The organism is Terriglobus roseus DSM 18391, assembly GCF_000265425.1.
GTDB classification, from domain to species: Bacteria; Acidobacteriota; Terriglobia; order Terriglobales; family Acidobacteriaceae; genus Terriglobus; species Terriglobus roseus.
Map to the genome: position 1 here is coordinate 137079 of NC_018014.1, position 16881 is coordinate 153959.

A 16881-nucleotide genomic window follows, 5' to 3' on the forward strand; every position below is an offset into this window, starting at 1 on the left:
ACCGGAATCTCGGCCTTCGTCAGACCCAGGGCGCAGCAACTATCGCCGCCCTTCAGGGTTTTATTCGACAGGCGCATACCACGGGTGACGAAAGAAGATATGAGACACGCGAAACAGGTTTTGGCTTCTCTTACGGTCGGTCTTCCCCTGCTGGTCTGGGGTGTTTCCGCAGGCAGTGCGGTTGCCGCTGCTGCTCCTGCGGCGTACGCGCAGGATGCGCATCCGGAGCTGCCCGCAGGTCCGGGACGCGATGTCACGCTGGCGACCTGCACTAAGTGTCACGCGATCAGCAACGTGACCGGCCAGCACAAGGACCGTGACGGATGGACCGCAACCATCACGAAGATGGTTGGTTATGGCGCGACGGGCACCGATGACGACTTCGGCCTGATCCTGGATTATGTGACGAAGAACTTCGGCCTGGATTCGCCGCCGGCTGCTGCCGGCGCCGCTGCGGATGCAGCCCACCCGAAGATCGTCGTCAACAAGGAGACGGCGGCGCAGTTGACCACGGATCTTGGACTGACGGATGACGAGGCGAAGGCTGTTGTGAGCTATCGCGAGAAGAACGGCGACTACAAGACGATCGACGACCTGAAGAAGGTGCCGAACGTGGATGCGAAGAAGTTTGACGCGAAGAAGGACGATCTTCTTTTTTCGTAGTTGAGTCAGTAGTAAGTCAAAAGGGGATGCGCTCGTGCGCATCCCCTTTTGTCTGCCTGAGTGTCTCGCTACTTTACGGACGGCATCGAGACCGTCTCTGGGATGCTGTCGGTTACGGCGGTTCGTATCCAGTAGGTTGCGGTAAGTTCGCCGCGTGCCGGCAGCCACTTGTACGTGGGGGTGTCGAGCAGGCGACCGCGTTCGATCATGGCGCGGCGAGACTCGGGGAAGGGCGATGTACCGAACTCCATGCCGCGGGCGACGCCGGTGTTGTTCCATGGCTTGAACGAGCGGCTGCGGTTCTCTTCCCAGATGCCGAGCCAGGGGAAGTCTCCGGGCTGCCAGACGTAGGAAAATGCCAGGCGCGAGACGGGGGACCACGCGGTCCAACTGACAGCCTTGGCTGCTGAGATCATGCGCGCTGCCACGTAGCTGCTGGCGGGGGCGTCGGGCTTCATGTCCTGCAGGTTCTGCGTGCCCTTGCCGTCGGCGAGAGGAGCGTGCGGCCATGCGAACTTTTTACCCGCTTCCAGGTATGGCGCTTCGCCGAGATCGGATTCGATGACGGCGGCGCGATCGGCGGTCGTGCGGAACTGCGTGGTTGCGGGGTCAAGGAAGGGTGGGCTCAGCGTGACGTGCTGCGTCCATGCGAGCGGCCGTTCCATCGCGGTGCGGTTGATGACCTTCTCGTGGATGAGGACGTCGGCTCCGTGGAGAGTGATGGTGCGCTCGAAGTCCAGTTCTGCGAGCGGCATGGGAAGGCGGCAGTGAAGGGTGTTGCCGTCTTCTGTGATCTCGTAGGGCAGGATCGAGGCTTCGCCGTGGGCGGTCATGCCGGCGGCCGCTTCAGCAGGGCTGGGGCCGCCGAAGAGGTCGAGGCAGGTGTTATGCCCGAGGATGCCACAGAGCAGCGTGGCTTCAACGCCGTTGCCGAAGAGCTCTTCCTGGGCGGGGCCGAACTCGCTCGGCTCGCTGGTGGTCCAGTGGGGTGTCCAGAGCGGGTTGACGCCGGCGGCCTTGCTGAAGACTTCGGCTATGTGGCCGCCTTCGACGGTCACGGTGACGCGGAGGTCGTCGTTCTCAATGCTGAATGCTTTGCGGTTGAGGTAAGTCGTCTTCGGCATGGGTTGAGTTTAGCTTTTCGTGTGTGAGTCAGGCGTGATGGCGTTGCACCCCACGCCTCCGATGCGAGACGTGGGGCGCCGCGTGTCGGCTATTAGAGCTTCTTGATGGAGATGTTGCGGACCCACAGGTCGCCGAAGGATTCGGACTCGACGCCGATCTTGCCGGCAGCGCGGAAGTACTTCGGGTCGATGTCGACGATCTGCGTGACCAGGTGGCCGTTCATGTAGATGGAGACGGAGTGACCGAGGGCGACGACGACGAACTGGTTCCAGTCGTCCTTGTGGAACCAGGAGTCGTGCGTTGCCTTGTCGGCGATCTGAGCCATAGCCCAGCTGCCGGTGGCGTCGGCGTACATGCTGTAGCCGGGTGTTGCGATGACGGCGCGACCGCTCTGCTCATAGAACATGCCGCTGTAGTGATTGGCCTGGTCGAAGTCGGCCTGCGGGCCGGCCATGTCGTACTTGGCCTGGGATTCCTTGCTGGGCGCGGTGCCGGGGGTGGCGCAGGCTGCGGGGCGTGGCGCACGCGGCGCTGCTGCGCCTGCGGCTGCGGGACGTGGTGGTGCGGCGGGGCGCGGGGCCGGGACCATCTTGGGGCCGCCGGTCACGTTGCTGTCCGACGTGATGTAGCTGCGGAACTGCATGCCGCCGTTAATGTTGCCGGTGCCCTTCATCTCGTACTTGAGGACGAAGTCGCCGAACTCGCCCGCGGTGGAGACGGCGTAGACGGTGCCGGTGGGTTTCTCGCAGGTGGCGGTCAGGTGGATGGCGCCGTCCTGGATGTTCCAGAGTGCCGGGTCGTAGCTGAAACCCTTGAGCGTGCCGTCGAAGAGTGGCGTGAAGCCGGTGTTGTCGGCGAAGTTGTTCATGGGCGGCGGCGTGCCGATGCGCTGGAAGCCGGCCTGGAGCGGGTTGGGTGCTGCGGCTGCCGGCGGTGCCTGGGCCACGGCTGCGGCAGAGGTCGCGAGCAGGGCTGCGGTCAGTGCAAAGGTGATGCGATTCTTGCAGAACATCGTACGTGCCTCCAAAGGTGAAGTGCGCTTGCCGCGTGGTTATGCGGTTTCTACTGGTTCCCACTTCCTGGTCTGCGCCGACTTGAGGACGGCGTCGGTGACGTACTCGGTTGCGAGTCCGTCGCGGAAGCTGGGTGCTGCGGGCTTGCCGCTGCCGAGGCCTGTGAGGAAGTCTGCGACCTGGTGGATGAAGGTGTGCTCGTAGCCGATCTGCAGGCCGGGCACCCACCAGTTCTTCATGTAGGGGTGGTCGCCGTCGGTCATCTGGATGTCGGTCCAGCCGCGGAGCTTGCCTTCGTTTTTGTAGTCGAAGTACTGCAGGTGATGCAGGTCATGCAGATCCCACGATGCAGAGGCCTTCTCGCCGTTGATCTCGAGCGTGAAGAGCGCCTTGTGTCCGCGGGCGTAGCGCGTGGCCTCGAAGAGTGCGAGCGAGCCGTTTTCAAAGCGGCCGATGAAGGCGCTGGCGTCGTCGATGGTGATGGTCTTCTTCTCGCCGGTCGCGGTGTCCTTGCGTTCCTTGATGAAGGTCTCGGTCGCTGCGCTGACTTCGACGATGGGGCCGTTGAGCCAGAGCGCCATGTCGATGTTGTGTGCGAGCAGATCGCCGGTGACGCCGCTGCCGGAGATGGATGCATCCAGGCGCCACAGACCTTCGCCACCTACGGGCAGATCGGTGGAGATGGTCCAGTCCTGCAGGAACTGAGAGCGGTAGTGGAAGATGCGGCCGAAGCGGCCTTCGTCGATCAGATCCTTCAGCATGGTGACTGCGGGTACGCGGCGGTAGTTGTACCAGACCATGTTGGCTACGCCGGCTTCTTCCACGGCGTCAACCATCTTCTTCGCTTCTTCGGCGGTGCGGCCCAGCGGCTTCTCGCACATCACCATCTTGCCGGCCTTCGCAGCTGCAATGGCGATCTCGGCGTGCGTGTCGTTGGGGCTGGCGATGTCGATGAGGTCGATGTCGTCGCGCTCGATCAGCTTCTTCCAATCGGTCTCGACAGACTCCCATCCCCAGTTGTCCGCGAACTTCTGTGCCTTGTCTGCGTTACGTGCGGAGACCGCCTTCATGACGGGCTTGTAGGGCAGGTCGAAAAACTGAGGTGCCTGGCGGAAGGCGTTGGAGTGCGTGCGGCCCATGAAGCCGTAACCGACCAGGCCGATGTTGAGTTCTTTCTTGGACACGATCAATTTCTCCTGGGAATCGATCTCTTTGTGGAGATTCAACTCGTGAGGGCATGGCTTTCGCCGTGCCGATATTTCTTCGAGGCTAACGCCCTTGTTGCCCTAGCTCGTATGCGGCACGGCTGAAGCCGTGCCCTTACGATTCGTGCCATTCATGCGGTTTCGCGTGCGGTCCGAAAAAGCCAAACCTCAGCGGCTAAAGCCGTACCTGCTTTGTTGCATTTCCCGGCACAGCTGAAGCTGTACCCTTCCGATCCATGAAGTCTGTTGCCAATCTGAAGTTCCAACGTTGCAGCGTCTCGATTCGACTTGACTAACTCGGCTATCTACAGCCTGATGACTTACTACCTCGACTTACTTAGTCCCAGCCGTGTGCGTTGCGGACTTCGATCATGGTTGCGAGGATCTTGTTCCAGGTCTGCGGGTTGGTCATGGTTTCGTTAGTGAACATGCAGCCGTCCCAGCAGATGTGCTCGAACTTGCGTGTGGGTTCGCCCTTCTCGTCGCGCATCCACAAGCCTGCGACTTGCACGATGTTCATCAGGCCATTGGGATCATCGGCAGCGCAGTGGCGGCCGGTCTTGTCATGCGAGCCCTGGCCCTTTACTGTGCCGTCGTTCTGCGCGACGTGGAAGTCGAAGGTCCACGGGCGGAGAGCGCTCGTCACCTTCTTCAAGGCATCGAAGATCTGCGACTTATCTGTTTCCTGAGCGATGCGGCTCTCGGGCGAGTTATAGCCGAGCGTGTAGAGCATGGTGTGCGCCATGTCGGCCTGGAAGCCGACGACGTTAGGCATGTTGACCTCTTCCAGCAGGCGGACCATGTGGTCCCATCCATGCATGCCGGCCCAGCAGATCTCACCCTCTGCAGCCAGGCGCTGACCTTCGGCTGCGGCGATCTCGCCGGCTTCGCGGAAGGTCTTTGCGATACGGCTGGTGCCTGCCTTGGGGTCCTTGTACCACTCGTCCGGACCGACCGCAGAGTCGATGCGAATGACACCACTGGGACGCACGCCGAGGGCGGTCATCTTGCGGCCGATGACGCAGGCCTTGCGCACCTGCTCCAGGAACTTGCGGACTTCCATCTCATTGCCCATCGCGGATCCACCGCCGAGCGGCGCCCACACGGGTGCGACGAACGAACCGCAGACGAGGTTGCGCGCAGCGAGCTTGTCGGCGAGCACCTTCAGGTCGTCATCCGTGGAGTCGATGGAGGTATGCGGATCCGACATGAAGAGGTCAACGCCATCGAACTTCACACCATCGACTTCGGCCGCAGCGGTCAGGTCGAGCATGGTGTCCAGATCGATGAAGGGTTCGGGTGTATCCGGACCTTTGCCGACGATGCCCGGCCACATTGCATTGTGAAGACGGGGCTTGCTGTGCGTGGTTGCCATGGTGTTCCTCGGGTGCTGGTGGGAGTTTCTTGTTTCTCGTTTCGTAGTTTCTAGTAACTGCTCGTTATCTGCGATCCGACGAGAAACTAGAAGCAAGCAACTAAAAACTTCTTCACTGGCGTAAGAATGGGCCGCTGTACAAGCCGGCCCACTCTACGCGATAAGTACTTACTTTTTCCAGCTTGTCGGTCCGGTCTTTTCCTTGATGAGCTTGGCTGCGTCCGGATTGCCGGGGCCGAAGTGCTTCAGGATGACCAGCGGATCGGTGGTGCTGGGGTTTTTGATGACGACGCCCTTCTGCGCGGCTGCGGCGGTGACGAAGAGTTCGTCTTCCGTGAGGTCGCCGAATCGGATCATGCTGGGTGTGGAGACGGGCGTGCCGCCGAAGTCGCCATAGCCCTGCACGACGATGAGGCCGTAGGCTTCTACGTCCGTGATGGTGACGGTTGCGCCGGGCTTCACGGTCAACTCCTTCGCGGAGTAGAACTTGGTGCCGTAGACGATCCACTTCTCTTCATAGCCTTCGCCGGTGCTCGCAACGATGGGGAAAACCTTGTTGTTTGCGGCGAAGTTGGGATCGACGTTTGCTTCCCAGTCGAGCATGGAGATGATGTAGTCGATGTCGTGCTTCTTGCCTTCGGGGACGTCCTTGACGAGCAACTCCCATGGCACGATGCGGCCTTCAACTTCGGACTGGAACATGCCGAAGACGTCGGAGTTTACCTGTGGCTCATAGGTGCAGAGCGAGCCCGGTGCGTGCAGGATGCCGGGATTGATCTGCCATCCGGCGCCCGGCTCGAGGCGATAGGCGCTCGTCAGGAAGGTGATGCCGTTGTCGCCCTGCTCCCACTTCTGCAGGCATTCGCGGATCTGTTCCTTCGTCGTGCCGGGGGTCAGGCCCATGAAGGTGAAGGGGAAGTTATTGAAGGTCTGGTTGTACTGCGGCGGGAAGTAATAAGCTTCGGGCTTGCCCTTGAATCCGACCGCGGATGCATGCTCGTCGTTCTGGTGCATGTGGTGCGGGATGGGGCCTTCGTTGTCGAAGAACTTGCAGAGGATGTTCCATCCCTGCTCGCGATCGAAGACTTCCTTGCTGAGCAAGAGGTCGCCTGCGACTTCGACGGCGTCCTTCAGCAGGAACTGTTCGCCGCTGTCTGTGACGACGAAGGAGAGACCTTCAAACTCGCTTGTTTCGGGGCCGTTTGCTGCTTTTGTGGTCGAGGAGAACCAGCGTTCGTTGATGCCGCCGCGCGATCCGCCATAGGCGTAGATGTCATCGGGATGAAGCTTGAGCCGGCGGCCGGGGATCATGAAAGAACGGGGCACCCACGACGGTGCGAGCTTGAGAATGCCGTTGCCAGCTTCGACTGCCTGCTGGACTTTATTGCGATCCAATGCCATGTAGCTTCCTCTTACTGTGTCTCGGGATTGCGCGAAGTTGCGGTGCGAAGCGGGTTTTTGGGTGCGGCAAAGCGTGCAGCGCGACTTCCGTTGAGACGTCTCAGTCAGGGAAGCGTATGGGATGGGAAGCGCGCGTGTCAATACTCGTTCCACGTAGCTGCAGCAACGGCAATCGCGCCGAGAGCATGAGGTTTTGAAGGTAGATTTCGGGTGCACTGAAAATGGTGCAGCAACATTCCTGGCTTACGATCGACGCTATGGACCTTCCTGTTCTGCCGGATGATTTTCGCGGGCTGATCTTCGACTGTGACGGCACGCTGGTGGAGACGCTGCGGGCGCACGTGCAGGCGCTAGGGGATGCGCTGGCTCCGTACGGTGTGCGACCGACGATGGAGTGGGCTCGATCGAAGTATGGGCAGTCTCCGGCGACGGTGCTGCTGGCGGTGGACAACGAGGTGGGCAGAATCCCGGTGCCGCACAGCGAGGTGTTGCGCGCGTGGGCGATGAACTATGGCAGGAACCTGCACCTGCTGGAGCAGATCGCGCCGGTGTGCGACGTGGCACGGCACTGGCGCGGGCGTGTGCCGATGGCGGTGGCTTCGAATGGGCATCGCAGCAGCGTGCTGGCAACGCTGGAGGCAGTAGGACTGACGCCGCTGTTCGACGCGGTGGCGACGATCGAGGATGTGAACGAGGGGAAACCTGCCCCGGACCTGTTCCTGGCGGCGGCGCGGAAGATTGGCGTCAGTCCGGAAGATTGCGTGGTCTTTGAGGATTCCGAGGAGGGACTTGAGGCGGCGGCACGCGCCGGCATGCGGGCGGTGCGTGTTCCTGCGTATGGCGCCGTAGCGTCTACGCAATTGGAGCGACCGGCCTGATATGCGCAGGGACCTGGTCAGCGAAGCAAACCGGTTCGCTAGGCTACCTGGTTGACCGCGATGGGATCTTTGTGGGGGAATGCATCCGGCTTGGCGATGGGAGTTGCGACGGCCCGCTTTAGGAGCTCTTCCGGGTGTGCTTCGACGAGATCCGAGAGGTCGGCCATGCGCTTGTCCCACTGCAGGCGGAAGACCGTGGCGGCGATGAGGCCGAAGTCGGTGCCGAAGGTGGCGTGCTCGGCGTAACGTGCGTCCAGCTTTGCCTTGACGGGGTTGAGCACCTGCACGGTGAAGCGCTCGACCAGATCGGCCGGCACCTTGGCGAGCAGTTCTTCCTCGCGGGTGAAGAGGAGGGTGGCAGCGCCGGTGATACCGGGACGGCAGGGCAGGGGGCCGCACTCGTGGGAGACAAGTTTGGGGCGTGGGCCGACGAGGCTCATGTCGCCGCGGACGACGTTGTAGAGCTGCGGCAGCTCGTCGAGCTTGATGGAGCGGAGCCAGCGGCCGACGGTGGTGACGCGCGGGTCGCCTTCGCAGGTGACGGAGGGGCCGCAGAACTCGGCACCGTCGCACATGGTTCGGAACTTATAGATCGTGAAAGTCTGTTCGCCGCGCCCGACGCGCTCCTGTGTGAAGAGGGCCTCGCCCTCGGAGGTGCAGACGATGGCGACCGCAGCGACGAGGAGCAAGGGTGACAGGAGGATGAGACCGAGGGATGCTGCAACGAAATCGAAGCATCGCTTTGCTGTGCCGTTAGTCCAGGATGAGACCGTGCGACGTTCTTCGCCGCAATATGCGGGGAAGGTGGAACGGCGCTCAGGGCCTTTTTTTGTTGCGGCGTGCTGCAGAGCTTCCATGCCCGAGACCGTCTCCGTGTTTGTCGCCAGCCGAGCATACGCCGCTACGCCAGTTGCTGCCAATTGTATGTTTTCGTCCGCCCTTCCCGGGAGTTTTTCTTCTCTCGGGTGGTTGCTCCGGTGGTACAGGCAAGTGTCGCGGAAACCGCATAACATCGCAAGGAGTTCCCGGCGCTACGCTTCTGCGTGGTGAGGGTGAGTGCCAAATTGGGAAGAGCAAGGGATTGATGCAGCGGTTGGTTCAGCGTGGACGGGTCGCGGCAGTGTGTGTGGCATGGCTGATGGCTGCGACGAGTTGTCTGTCGCAGGCAGCGCAGACGTCCGTACAGGCGTCGTTGCCATCGGCCCCGGTGGGGTGGCTGCGCTATGCGATTCCGCCGGATCCTCCGCGTTATCACGACATGCCGCATGCCGTGGTGGTGCTGGGCGACGCGGCCGGGCAGCCCGCGCTGGAGGAGACCGAGGCGGCGGATGAGCTGGATCGCGGCCTGGGTCATATGGTCGCGGGGACGGATATGTTGCTGCACCGGTTCGATCCTCGAGTGGACGCGATCGTTCTGGGGACGACGGATGCGGTGCACCGGGCGCGGCTGGGCCGGCTGCCGGGATGGACGGAGAAGGCGCTGCCGGAGGAGGGTTTCCGGATCGTGCATCTGCGGCGAGGGATCCGGCACTGGTGGATTCTGCAGGGAGGATCGCCGCGTGCGGAGCTTTGGGCGGCGTATCGCTTCGCCGCACTGGTGGCGGCGGATCAGCAGTTGCCGGACGAGTTGGTGGAGTCACCGAAGATTGCGAACCGCATCCTGGGCATGGACTGGCAGAGCGGGCGGCTGGCCGGTGAGGTTCGAGAGACGGCGCGGCTGATGGCTTCGGTGGGTCTGAATGGGCTGTCGGTGCGCGGCACGGATGACCGTGCACTGGAGCCGCTGGCGCGGACGATGCGGAGCTTTGGCATCCATGTGTGGGCCGAGACCGCTGCGCGAGAGTTGATGCCGATTGGGCGTGGGGCCTCGGAGCTGGGTGTTGTCCGTGAGGCGGTTGTGCCCTGGTCGCCGATGTCGGGGCTTGGTTCGCCGGAGTTTGGGCGAGGCGGCGCGCAAGTTGCGGAGTTCCCGCTTGCGCCGGGTGGTGTGCGGATGCCGGTGTTGCCGATGGAGTCTTGGCAGCAGGCGCTGCAGACGCCGGAGCGGCCTGCCGGGACGCTGCTGGATGCTGTTGCGGGAACCGGTGTGGTGGGGCGATTGGAGCCGGGCGCTGCGGATGTGCTGCTTGCGAATCCTCTGTTGCAGGCGAACCTGTATGCGTTTGGGCGGATGGCGTGGGCGCCGTCGTTGACGCCGGAGCGCGCGATGGATGAATGGGCGCGGCAGACCTGGGGTAACGATGCCCGTGTGTTTGCGGTGGCGAAGAGCGTTGTGCTGGAGAGTGCGGCGGCGTACGTCGCGCTGGTGTCGCCGTTTGGGCTGACGCCGCTGGTGAACGCGGCGGGGGATGGGCCTCGGATGACGGATGCTGCCGCGCTGGCGGACGGTCGTGGAATCGGAGCGGAGCGCGAAGGCGCGGTCAAGGGATATCCCGAGGTGTTCGCGGCGGAGCTGGGCGATGCTGCCCGCGTGCCGGACCGGTGGCTGCTTGCGGTGCATCGTGTTCCTTATACGGCGACGTTGCGCAGTGGCAAGACGGTGGCGCAGGGTTTCTACGATGCGCACTTTGCGGGCGCGTCACAGGCGGCGAATGCTCTGGATGCGTGGGAGCAGACGCGTGAGCTGGTGGAGCGGGGCTTGCTGGATGGGGAACGCTACGGCGTGATGCACGGCCTGCTGGAAGAGGCTGCGCGGCGTGCGGAGATCTGGCGAGAGGCCGGGACGGAGTGGCTGCTGCGGGTGAGCGGCGTGCCCGATGCTTCGGGTTTTGTAGGCAGCCATCCGTCACGCGTGGAGGCGGAGGCGATGGAGAGTATCCGGTATGCGGCTCGGCGTGCGCAGGTGCCGGAGGACGCATCGGGTGGGAGTGCTTCGGTGTGCCATGCGACGGAGTGCTCGGTGTCCACGCACTTTCGCGGTGAGGAAAATGTCTACCGGGTCGAGGTTGGGTACTTCGACGAGACGTCTGCCGTGTCGCAGTTTGAGCTGCGTGTGAATGGGAAGTCGCGGGCGCACTGGGAGAACCGGCGGCTTGCGGGGAGCGGCGGTGCATGGGAGCCGAGCGGCGCGCTGGCGGACCGGTTTGTAGTGAACGGGATCCGTTTGAAGTCGGGCGACGTGGTGGAGGTTCGGGGTATGGGGGGCGAGGCTCCGCTGGATTTTGTGGAGATTACCCGGGATCCGCGTTGGAACTGAGTTGGGATGACAACTGGGAGGACGGGGCCGATCATAAGTGCCGACGACGATCCTAGAGACGTTCGTGACGTCTGTCACCCACGTCTCAGAAGCGAGACGTGGGGCACCCGCTTGAGAGCTAATGGTTCGGCAGACGCGGTGTAAGCTTTTGGAATCCCTATGAGTAAGGTTCGCAGTATCGTGACGGCCGGTCAGGCCCGGGGACGTGCCATGGGCGCGTTGTTCTTTGTTGGCTTTGGCGAGTTGTGGCTGTTGCTGGGATTGGGCTCGGTGGCTGGGGCGCATCGAGTTGCGCAGATGGTTGCCGTGGTTGTGGGTGTGGTTTGCCTGGTGGCGGCCCTGGGGCTGTTGCGACGCGCGAAGGCACTGCCTGCGGGTGTGCCGGATGCTGTTGAGGACGAGCGTGCGCGACGGATGTTCCGGGCGGTGAATATTATCCAGTGGGTGTCGGTTGGGACAGCCGTTGCGATCCTGAGCATCCTTCATCTGCGGGAGTACGTGGTGACGGCGATTGCTGTCATTGTCGGGCTGCATCTGTTCCCGTTGGCGGGGACCTTTCGCAATCCGCAGCATTACGTAACGGGAGCGCTGCTGGTGCTTTGGCCGCTGGGCTGCCTGGCGTTGCTGCCGCGCGGGCAGGTGTCGGGTGTGACGGCGCTGGGCGCTGGCGTGATCCTGATGTTGAGCGCGATCGCTACGCTGGCGCGGAACGTGGGGCTTTGGCACGAGGGTGCTCTGGCAGAACGGTAGTAGGCCTGGGAGTCGACTTCTTTGGCCACTGCTTTTTGGCCTAAGCTGCGGGAATTGCCCTGTGATTCAGTGACCAGCCGGTGTTGGCGGCTGGGAGCATCTCCGGGTGCATGGAGCGGCGGCAGATCTCGTAGCACTCGCAGGCTGCTGCTTTGAGGCCGGGGCGATCGAGGATACGGACGGTTCCGCGTGTGACGCTAATGAGGCCCTGGGCTCGGAGCGGCTGGACGATGGCGGAGATGGTGGTGCGTCGGGTTCCCAGCATCTCTGAGAGGAACTCCTGGGTCATGATGAGGGTTGGGGATTCGATGAGGTCGGAGGCGGTGAGCAGCCATCGGGCGAATCGGCCTTCTGCTTCATGGCGCAGGTTGCATGCCGAGAGCTGTGCGGAGATATTGAGCTGCCGCTGAACGACCTCGAGGATCTTGTTCTGGAACTCGAGCGAGGTGGTGAAGAGGTTGTACAGCAGCTGACGGGGCACCTGTAGTCCCTGGCCGGGAATCTGCACGATGCACTGGGGGTGATTGACGTCTGGACCGATGAGCGTCGAGGAACCGGTCATGTCATCGCGTCCGAGCATGCCGACTTCGGAGGCTCCACCGTCGATCATGGAGACGACGAGCGATGCCATGCCAGAGGTGAGGAAGACGAGGCTGGTGGGCGCCTTGCCGGCGCGCACTAGGATGGTCTTGAGTTCGAGCTCGCAAGGCCGGGCTACCGCGAGAATTGCGCTGCGTAGCGGTAGAGAGAGACTGTCGAGCAGGTAGTTGCCGGTTGGGAGCATTGCTCCTCACAATCCGTCGCAAAAAGCGCCTGAGGGCGCGCCGTCACGGCTATGTTCGCTAACAGACTTACATGCACGATAGCAAGTCTTATGTAGCGCAGCCGACATAGCGTGAAGAAAACTAGGGAAGTTTTTCGACCTTGTAGGTGGCGGGAATGCGGGGCACTTCAAACTGCTCGTCATCCAGCTTTGCGTTGAGGGCGAGCTGGGTGATGGTGACGCGAAGGGTCAGGCCGTCGATGGGGCGACGGATGGTGATCTTCGAGGCAAAGGTCTCTTCGCCGAAGAGTTTGTAGTCGTCGTAGTTGACGACGGTGACGAGCTGTCCCTTTTCGTCATAGACGTCCTGCTGGTAGGGCATGAGGGTCGAGCGGCCGATGTGGATGACTCGCTGGGTCTTGAGTTCGGTGCTGTTGGGAACGGTGCGATAGATGCCGAGGTCGTACTCTGGCTCGTCGACGACGTACTTCCTGGTGGGATCGGGCTGGTAGATGCGGTCGTCGGAGACGAGTGAGACCATCTCATCGGGCTGAGCGCTGCGGATGAGAAGCGAGTCGGTGAAGAACTGGGGGCGCAGGTTCTTGAGCTTGTTGGTCTCTTTGCCGGGCGCGTCGTTCGATCCGGTGGTGGCCTGGCTGATGGGCGGAATGACGAGCGTGAAGGTCTTGCCGTCGGTCACCATGTCGACCATGCGGGTGCGGATGGCCGGAGCGAGGCCGACGAAGTGGAAGTCGCCAGGCTTGCGCATGAGGATGTAGCCGGTGAAGGAGGCGTAGTCGACGACCTTACCTTCTTTGCCGCCGCCGGTGGAGGCGGACATTTCGACGGATGCTTTCAGCGTCTGGATGTGGTCGTAGCGCTGCGTGGTGGCCTTGACGATGTCTTCCAACGACGATGAGAGCACCTGCGCGGGTGGGTGGGTCTGAATGACCGACCGCGTGCTGCGCAGGCACCCGCCGAGTGCGGGCAGAAGGCAGAGGAGTAGAAATGCCTTCGCTCGATGTTTGAGTGTCTTTTCCAAACTTCCAGTCTAGTCGAGAGGTATTCCGGAGAGGTTGCGGCGGTCTGCGATGTCTCGGGCTCATAGGTCAGATGGCGGTAGCGGCCTCTGCGATGGATTTTTCTTGTGTTTGTGTTCTTTAGGGGCCGGGGCTGAAGCCCCTTTTCTTGTTTGGTGTGGTTCCGTGGCCTGAAGGCCACTGCCTTCTCCGGTTCGCGCTTTCGCGCGAAGAACCCACTCATGACGATGGAGCCGTCATGAATGGGGCACACGGTTTTGGTACGGCTTGAGGCTTTCTCGTTAGCACCCGGAGCTATTTACTGGAGGCTTTTGCGGTAGTTGGCTACCTGGTCGGCGTGCTCTTTGAGACCGGCTGAGAACTGGGTGTGTCCGGTGGCGTCGGCGACAAAGTAGAGATTCTCAGTGGTTGCGGGGTGCATGGCGGCGCGGAGGGCGGCAGCGCCGGGCGAGCAGATGGGGCCGGGCGGCAGGCCGGTGTGGCGATAGGTGTTGTAGGGCGAGTCGAAGTCGAGGTCGCTGCGGTGGATGACGCCGGTCCATCGGCCGGCCTGGAGCGCGGCGTAGATGACGGTGGGGTCGGTCTGCAGGGGCATGTTGCGGGCGAGGCGGTTGGTGAAGACGCCTGCGGCCTCGGTGCGTTCGTTGTCGAAGTGGACTTCCTTCTCGACGAGTGAGGCAAGGATGACGGTGCGGGCGATGTCGGGCGTGGTGAGGAGGCCGAGGGTAGCGGCCTGCTTGCGGAAGCGGCGGACCATGGTGTCCTGCATGTTGCGCAGGGTGGTGTGGCGGCTGAAGCGGTAGGTGTCGGGGTAGAGGTAGCCCTCGAGCGATTTGGCGGAGGGGGCGAAGGCGCTTACGAGGTCGGCGTTGGTGTGGGCGGCTTCGAGGAAGGCGGCGCGGCTGCCGAGGCCTGCGGCTTCGATGGCGGAGGCGATGTCGTAGAGGTTGAAGCCCTCGGGGATGGTGACGGCGCGGGTGTGGACGTCGCCGCGGGCGATGCGGGCGTAAACGACGGCGGCGCTTTCGGGGTCGGCGAAGCGGTATTCGCCTGCTTTGAGGCTGCCGCCCTTCCAGGCGCGCAGGAGCAGGAAGGCGTACCGATTGCGGATGATGTGGCCGTCCTGGAGCTTCTGCGCCATCTCTGAGGAGCTGGTGCCGGTGGGCAGGTCGAGGAAGACTTCGCCGGGAGGCGTTAGGGGCGCGTAGACCAGGAAGCCGACGGTGCCGGCGGCGATCAGGAGCAAGAGGAGGAGGACGCCGAGGAACTTCACAGAGACAATCTCTCACAACCGAAGCGGAGGAGCAGGAAAAGGGCGGGTCCGACGTGGAGTTGCGGAGGATCTTCTCTTGGGCTGGATGAGGTTTACGGATTCGGGTGGTGATTGCACAGGGCTTGGTGCCGAATCGGGAAATCCTCATGGTGCGGGAGGAATAAGGCTTGCCAAGTGCGGAGTGAAAAGCGAAGATAAGGCGAAGAAAAAGGCGTTAAGATACGAGCTATACCACCGCCGCCCTTTGCCAGTCGGGCGTAGGACTTTCGGGTGAGATTCCCATAAAAATCGCGTTGACTTGAGGTTTTTGCCCGCATAGGTTTTGGGAACTCAAGGAGACGATCAAGACCCCGCACGCGGTGCGGACTGACCTGCAGGACCTGCGCAGGCGTAAGCCCCCTTATGCCCAATCCCAGACGCGCGGGTGCTGTGCAACCGAGGCAACGTTCCTTCCGGATGAGAGGCCGCAGAGCCGATCGATGGAGGGGGCACAACCAGCCTGGAGACCGACCTGGCAGAGCTCTCGCGATTTGGGGGCGGACTGGGCGGGCACCGGCGGCAAAGGTGAGACACAAAGATGGAGTACTTGCGAAGGGACTTGAAGGTATGTGAAGGCTGCGGTGGTTTGTGGGTCCGCACCGGAGCGTCTGCGGGCATTTACTGCCGGCACTGCAGCCCGCGGATGGCGGATTTGCCGCCACGGCGCAGGCTGCGGCCGGGCAGACCGTGTCGCGGTGTTCGTCAGGCGTCGGGCGAGCAGGAGATGGCAGTGAACCAGCAGGGTAGCCAGGGGGGTGCGCAGTGAAGATTCTTCAGATGCCGGTACGGAATGTTGGAAGTACAGCAGTGGCAGGTACGGCGGACGGTGAGGGTGGTGTCTTGCCCCAGGTGTGGGCCACGGACGGCAACCTTGCGCGTACGGTAGCGCTGATCCATGCGGAGGCGGATCTGTCGCAGACGGCGGCTTCGGTGGGGCCGCAGGCGGTTCCTTCGCCAGCCCTGACGCTTGAGACGGGTGCGGCTGAGGCTGGTGCGGAGCAGGAAAGGGAACGGGCAGCGACGGTCTTCCGGACGGTACTCGCTCCGGGCACGGCGTTTTATCGGACTTATACGGAGGCGATGCTGCGGCGGTATGGCGTGCTTTCGCTGGAGAGCGGGCGTGTGCCGTCGTTGCTGGGCCGGGAGATGTTCCGGGGAAAGGTGACGAGCTACCGGGTGCATGCGTTCGACGACGTGGTGATCTTTGTCCACGATGTGGAGCGTTGTATCCAGCAGCTGACGGCGGAGCAGCAGCGACTGATCCTTCGGATCGGTGTGCAGGAGTACACCTTTCAGGAGGCGGCCTCGATGCTGCGGCTGAGTCTGCGTTCGACGGAGCGGCGTTACCTGCAGGCGCTGGATGAGCTGACGGGGATCTTCCTGGAGCGGAGGCTGATGGAACGGATCGGTGGAAATCGCTGTCAAGAGGGAGCGGTGTCGCCGAAGATCGTAAGTCATACGCCTTAAACGAGTTACGAGCTGAAAATAGTTGGCGGGTTATTTCCATGCCAATTGCTATCCTGAATAGGCGAGTTGAGACACGGGGCTTTTCGCCCCGGTCGGATGGCTCGGACAAACTGGCAGAACCGGCACGGGAGGCGCGCAAGCGTCTCCCGTGTTTTGTTTTTGCGGACGTGAAGGGTGGGCCTATGGCGGTGAAGGCGGTTGCGGGAAGGGCGAGGAGATCTCGTGCCAAGCCGACGATTGCGGGGGAGGCGGGATGCGCGGTGGAGACAGACCGGTCAGTGGGTGCGGTGCTTCGGCGGTGTGCCGAGGCCCGTGCGATGCCGGTGCCGGAGGGACCTGTGATGCCGCCGCCTCCACCGATCCGTCGGCCGCGGGGCAGTTCTGCGGAGCAGTGCGGAAAGCGGATCCAGCGCGAGATGTCGCGGGCGTTGGAGCCGATCTGCGAGATGCTGCTGGAAGAGACGATCCAGAAAAGAAACCTGATGGCGCTGCGGGTGATGCTGCAGATGGCGGTTCTGTATGGCGTGAACCGTCTGCCGGGGAAGACGGGTAAGGCTGCCCGGGCGGATGTGGGATTCGCGCGGCGGATGGTGGAGAAGTTCCGGGAGCGGAGTGCGGGTGCGGCGGATGGAGTGGAGGCGGAAGCCGGTTCCTGAGGTCCGGGCTATGGGCGATGAGGGTTGCAGGTTTTGC

Annotated in this window: 15 protein-coding genes; 6 read left to right on the forward strand and 9 right to left on the reverse strand. The window is 62.7% G+C overall.

What is annotated here, in order from left to right:
• Window positions 1–99 precede the first annotated feature (99 nt).
• Window positions 100–663 (forward strand): helix-hairpin-helix domain-containing protein, encoded by a 564-nt coding sequence (locus TERRO_RS21680; RefSeq protein ID WP_014784035.1) that lies wholly within the window; start codon window positions 100–102, stop codon window positions 661–663.
• A 68-nt stretch (window positions 664–731) separates the two neighbouring features.
• On the opposite strand, the gene TERRO_RS00565 is transcribed toward TERRO_RS21680, so the two are convergent.
• From TERRO_RS00565 to TERRO_RS00585, 5 genes are all read right to left on the reverse strand, one after another.
• Window positions 732–1787, reverse strand: a complete 1056-nt coding sequence (locus TERRO_RS00565; RefSeq protein WP_014784036.1) for an aldose epimerase family protein — start codon at window positions 1785–1787, stop codon at window positions 732–734.
• A 92-nt stretch (window positions 1788–1879) separates the two neighbouring features.
• Window positions 1880–2800 carry a 3-keto-disaccharide hydrolase gene (locus TERRO_RS00570; RefSeq protein WP_014784037.1) on the reverse strand — a complete coding sequence of 307 codons (921 nt, stop codon included), beginning with the start codon at window positions 2798–2800 and terminating at the stop codon, window positions 1880–1882.
• A gap of 39 nt (window positions 2801–2839) precedes the next feature.
• Window positions 2840–3985: a Gfo/Idh/MocA family protein gene (locus TERRO_RS00575; protein ID WP_014784038.1), complete on the reverse strand. Its 1146-nt coding sequence runs from the start codon at window positions 3983–3985 to the stop codon at window positions 2840–2842.
• A gap of 358 nt (window positions 3986–4343) precedes the next feature.
• On the reverse strand, window positions 4344–5381 hold the full coding sequence (locus tag TERRO_RS00580; RefSeq protein WP_014784039.1) for a sugar phosphate isomerase/epimerase family protein: 1038 nt from the start codon (window positions 5379–5381) through the stop codon (window positions 4344–4346).
• Between the two features lie 168 nt (window positions 5382–5549).
• Window positions 5550–6782 carry a cupin domain-containing protein gene (locus TERRO_RS00585; RefSeq protein ID WP_014784040.1) on the reverse strand — a complete coding sequence of 411 codons (1233 nt, stop codon included), beginning with the start codon at window positions 6780–6782 and terminating at the stop codon, window positions 5550–5552.
• 257 nt (window positions 6783–7039) lie between these two features.
• Between TERRO_RS00585 and TERRO_RS00590 the strand changes: the two genes are divergently transcribed.
• A complete protein-coding gene (locus TERRO_RS00590; RefSeq protein ID WP_014784041.1) occupies window positions 7040–7660 on the forward strand; it encodes an HAD family hydrolase in 621 nt (206 codons plus the stop codon).
• A gap of 38 nt (window positions 7661–7698) precedes the next feature.
• Here TERRO_RS00590 and TERRO_RS21685 read toward each other — a convergent pair whose 3' ends face one another.
• Entirely contained in the window at window positions 7699–8580 is an 882-nt protein-coding gene (locus TERRO_RS21685) for a sugar transferase (protein ID WP_052313243.1), read from the reverse strand.
• 164 nt (window positions 8581–8744) lie between these two features.
• Here TERRO_RS21685 and TERRO_RS00600 point away from each other — a divergent pair, with 164 nt between their 5' ends.
• Entirely contained in the window at window positions 8745–10856 is a 2112-nt protein-coding gene (locus TERRO_RS00600) for an alpha-glucuronidase family glycosyl hydrolase (protein ID WP_014784043.1), read from the forward strand.
• 159 nt (window positions 10857–11015) lie between these two features.
• Window positions 11016–11606, forward strand: a complete 591-nt coding sequence (locus TERRO_RS21690; RefSeq protein ID WP_014784044.1) for a hypothetical protein — start codon at window positions 11016–11018, stop codon at window positions 11604–11606.
• Window positions 11607–11646: 40 nt separating this feature from the next.
• On the opposite strand, the gene TERRO_RS00610 is transcribed toward TERRO_RS21690, so the two are convergent.
• The 3 genes from TERRO_RS00610 to mltG all read right to left on the reverse strand — a co-directional run bounded on the left by TERRO_RS00610 (window position 11647) and on the right by mltG (window position 14682).
• A complete protein-coding gene (locus TERRO_RS00610; RefSeq protein ID WP_014784045.1) occupies window positions 11647–12390 on the reverse strand; it encodes a Crp/Fnr family transcriptional regulator in 744 nt (247 codons plus the stop codon).
• A 121-nt stretch (window positions 12391–12511) separates the two neighbouring features.
• Window positions 12512–13411, reverse strand: a complete 900-nt coding sequence (locus tag TERRO_RS00615) for a hypothetical protein (RefSeq protein WP_014784046.1) — start codon at window positions 13409–13411, stop codon at window positions 12512–12514.
• A 296-nt stretch (window positions 13412–13707) separates the two neighbouring features.
• Window positions 13708–14682 (reverse strand): endolytic transglycosylase MltG, encoded by a 975-nt coding sequence (gene mltG / locus TERRO_RS00620; RefSeq protein WP_014784047.1) that lies wholly within the window; start codon window positions 14680–14682, stop codon window positions 13708–13710.
• A gap of 801 nt (window positions 14683–15483) precedes the next feature.
• Here mltG and TERRO_RS23550 point away from each other — a divergent pair.
• Complete coding sequence (locus TERRO_RS23550; protein WP_014784048.1) at window positions 15484–16188, forward strand: sigma factor-like helix-turn-helix DNA-binding protein; 705 nt, start codon at window positions 15484–15486, stop codon at window positions 16186–16188.
• A 341-nt stretch (window positions 16189–16529) separates the two neighbouring features.
• The gene (locus TERRO_RS22980) at window positions 16530–16844 is read left to right on the forward strand and encodes a hypothetical protein (protein ID WP_157178208.1); all 315 of its coding nucleotides are present in this window, start codon (window positions 16530–16532) and stop codon (window positions 16842–16844) included.
• Window positions 16845–16881 lie beyond the last annotated feature (37 nt).

Bases quoted from the DNA above. Each gene is read 5' to 3' on its own strand.
- TERRO_RS21680 (WP_014784035.1), top strand. From the start codon at position 100: ATGAGACACGCGAAACAGGTTTTGGCTTCTCTTACGGTCGGTCTTCCC.
- TERRO_RS00565 (WP_014784036.1), bottom strand. From the start codon at position 1,787: ATGCCGAAGACGACTTACCTCAACCGCAAAGCATTCAGCATTGAGAAC.
- TERRO_RS00570 (WP_014784037.1), bottom strand. From the start codon at position 2,800: ATGTTCTGCAAGAATCGCATCACCTTTGCACTGACCGCAGCCCTGCTC.
- TERRO_RS00580 (WP_014784039.1), bottom strand. From the start codon at position 5,381: ATGGCAACCACGCACAGCAAGCCCCGTCTTCACAATGCAATGTGGCCG.
- TERRO_RS00585 (WP_014784040.1), bottom strand. From the start codon at position 6,782: ATGGCATTGGATCGCAATAAAGTCCAGCAGGCAGTCGAAGCTGGCAAC.
- TERRO_RS00590 (WP_014784041.1), top strand. From the start codon at position 7,040: ATGGACCTTCCTGTTCTGCCGGATGATTTTCGCGGGCTGATCTTCGAC.
- TERRO_RS00600 (WP_014784043.1), top strand. From the start codon at position 8,745: ATGCAGCGGTTGGTTCAGCGTGGACGGGTCGCGGCAGTGTGTGTGGCA.
- TERRO_RS21690 (WP_014784044.1), top strand. From the start codon at position 11,016: ATGAGTAAGGTTCGCAGTATCGTGACGGCCGGTCAGGCCCGGGGACGT.
- TERRO_RS00610 (WP_014784045.1), bottom strand. From the start codon at position 12,390: ATGCTCCCAACCGGCAACTACCTGCTCGACAGTCTCTCTCTACCGCTA.
- TERRO_RS22980 (WP_157178208.1), top strand. From the start codon at position 16,530: ATGCCGCCGCCTCCACCGATCCGTCGGCCGCGGGGCAGTTCTGCGGAG.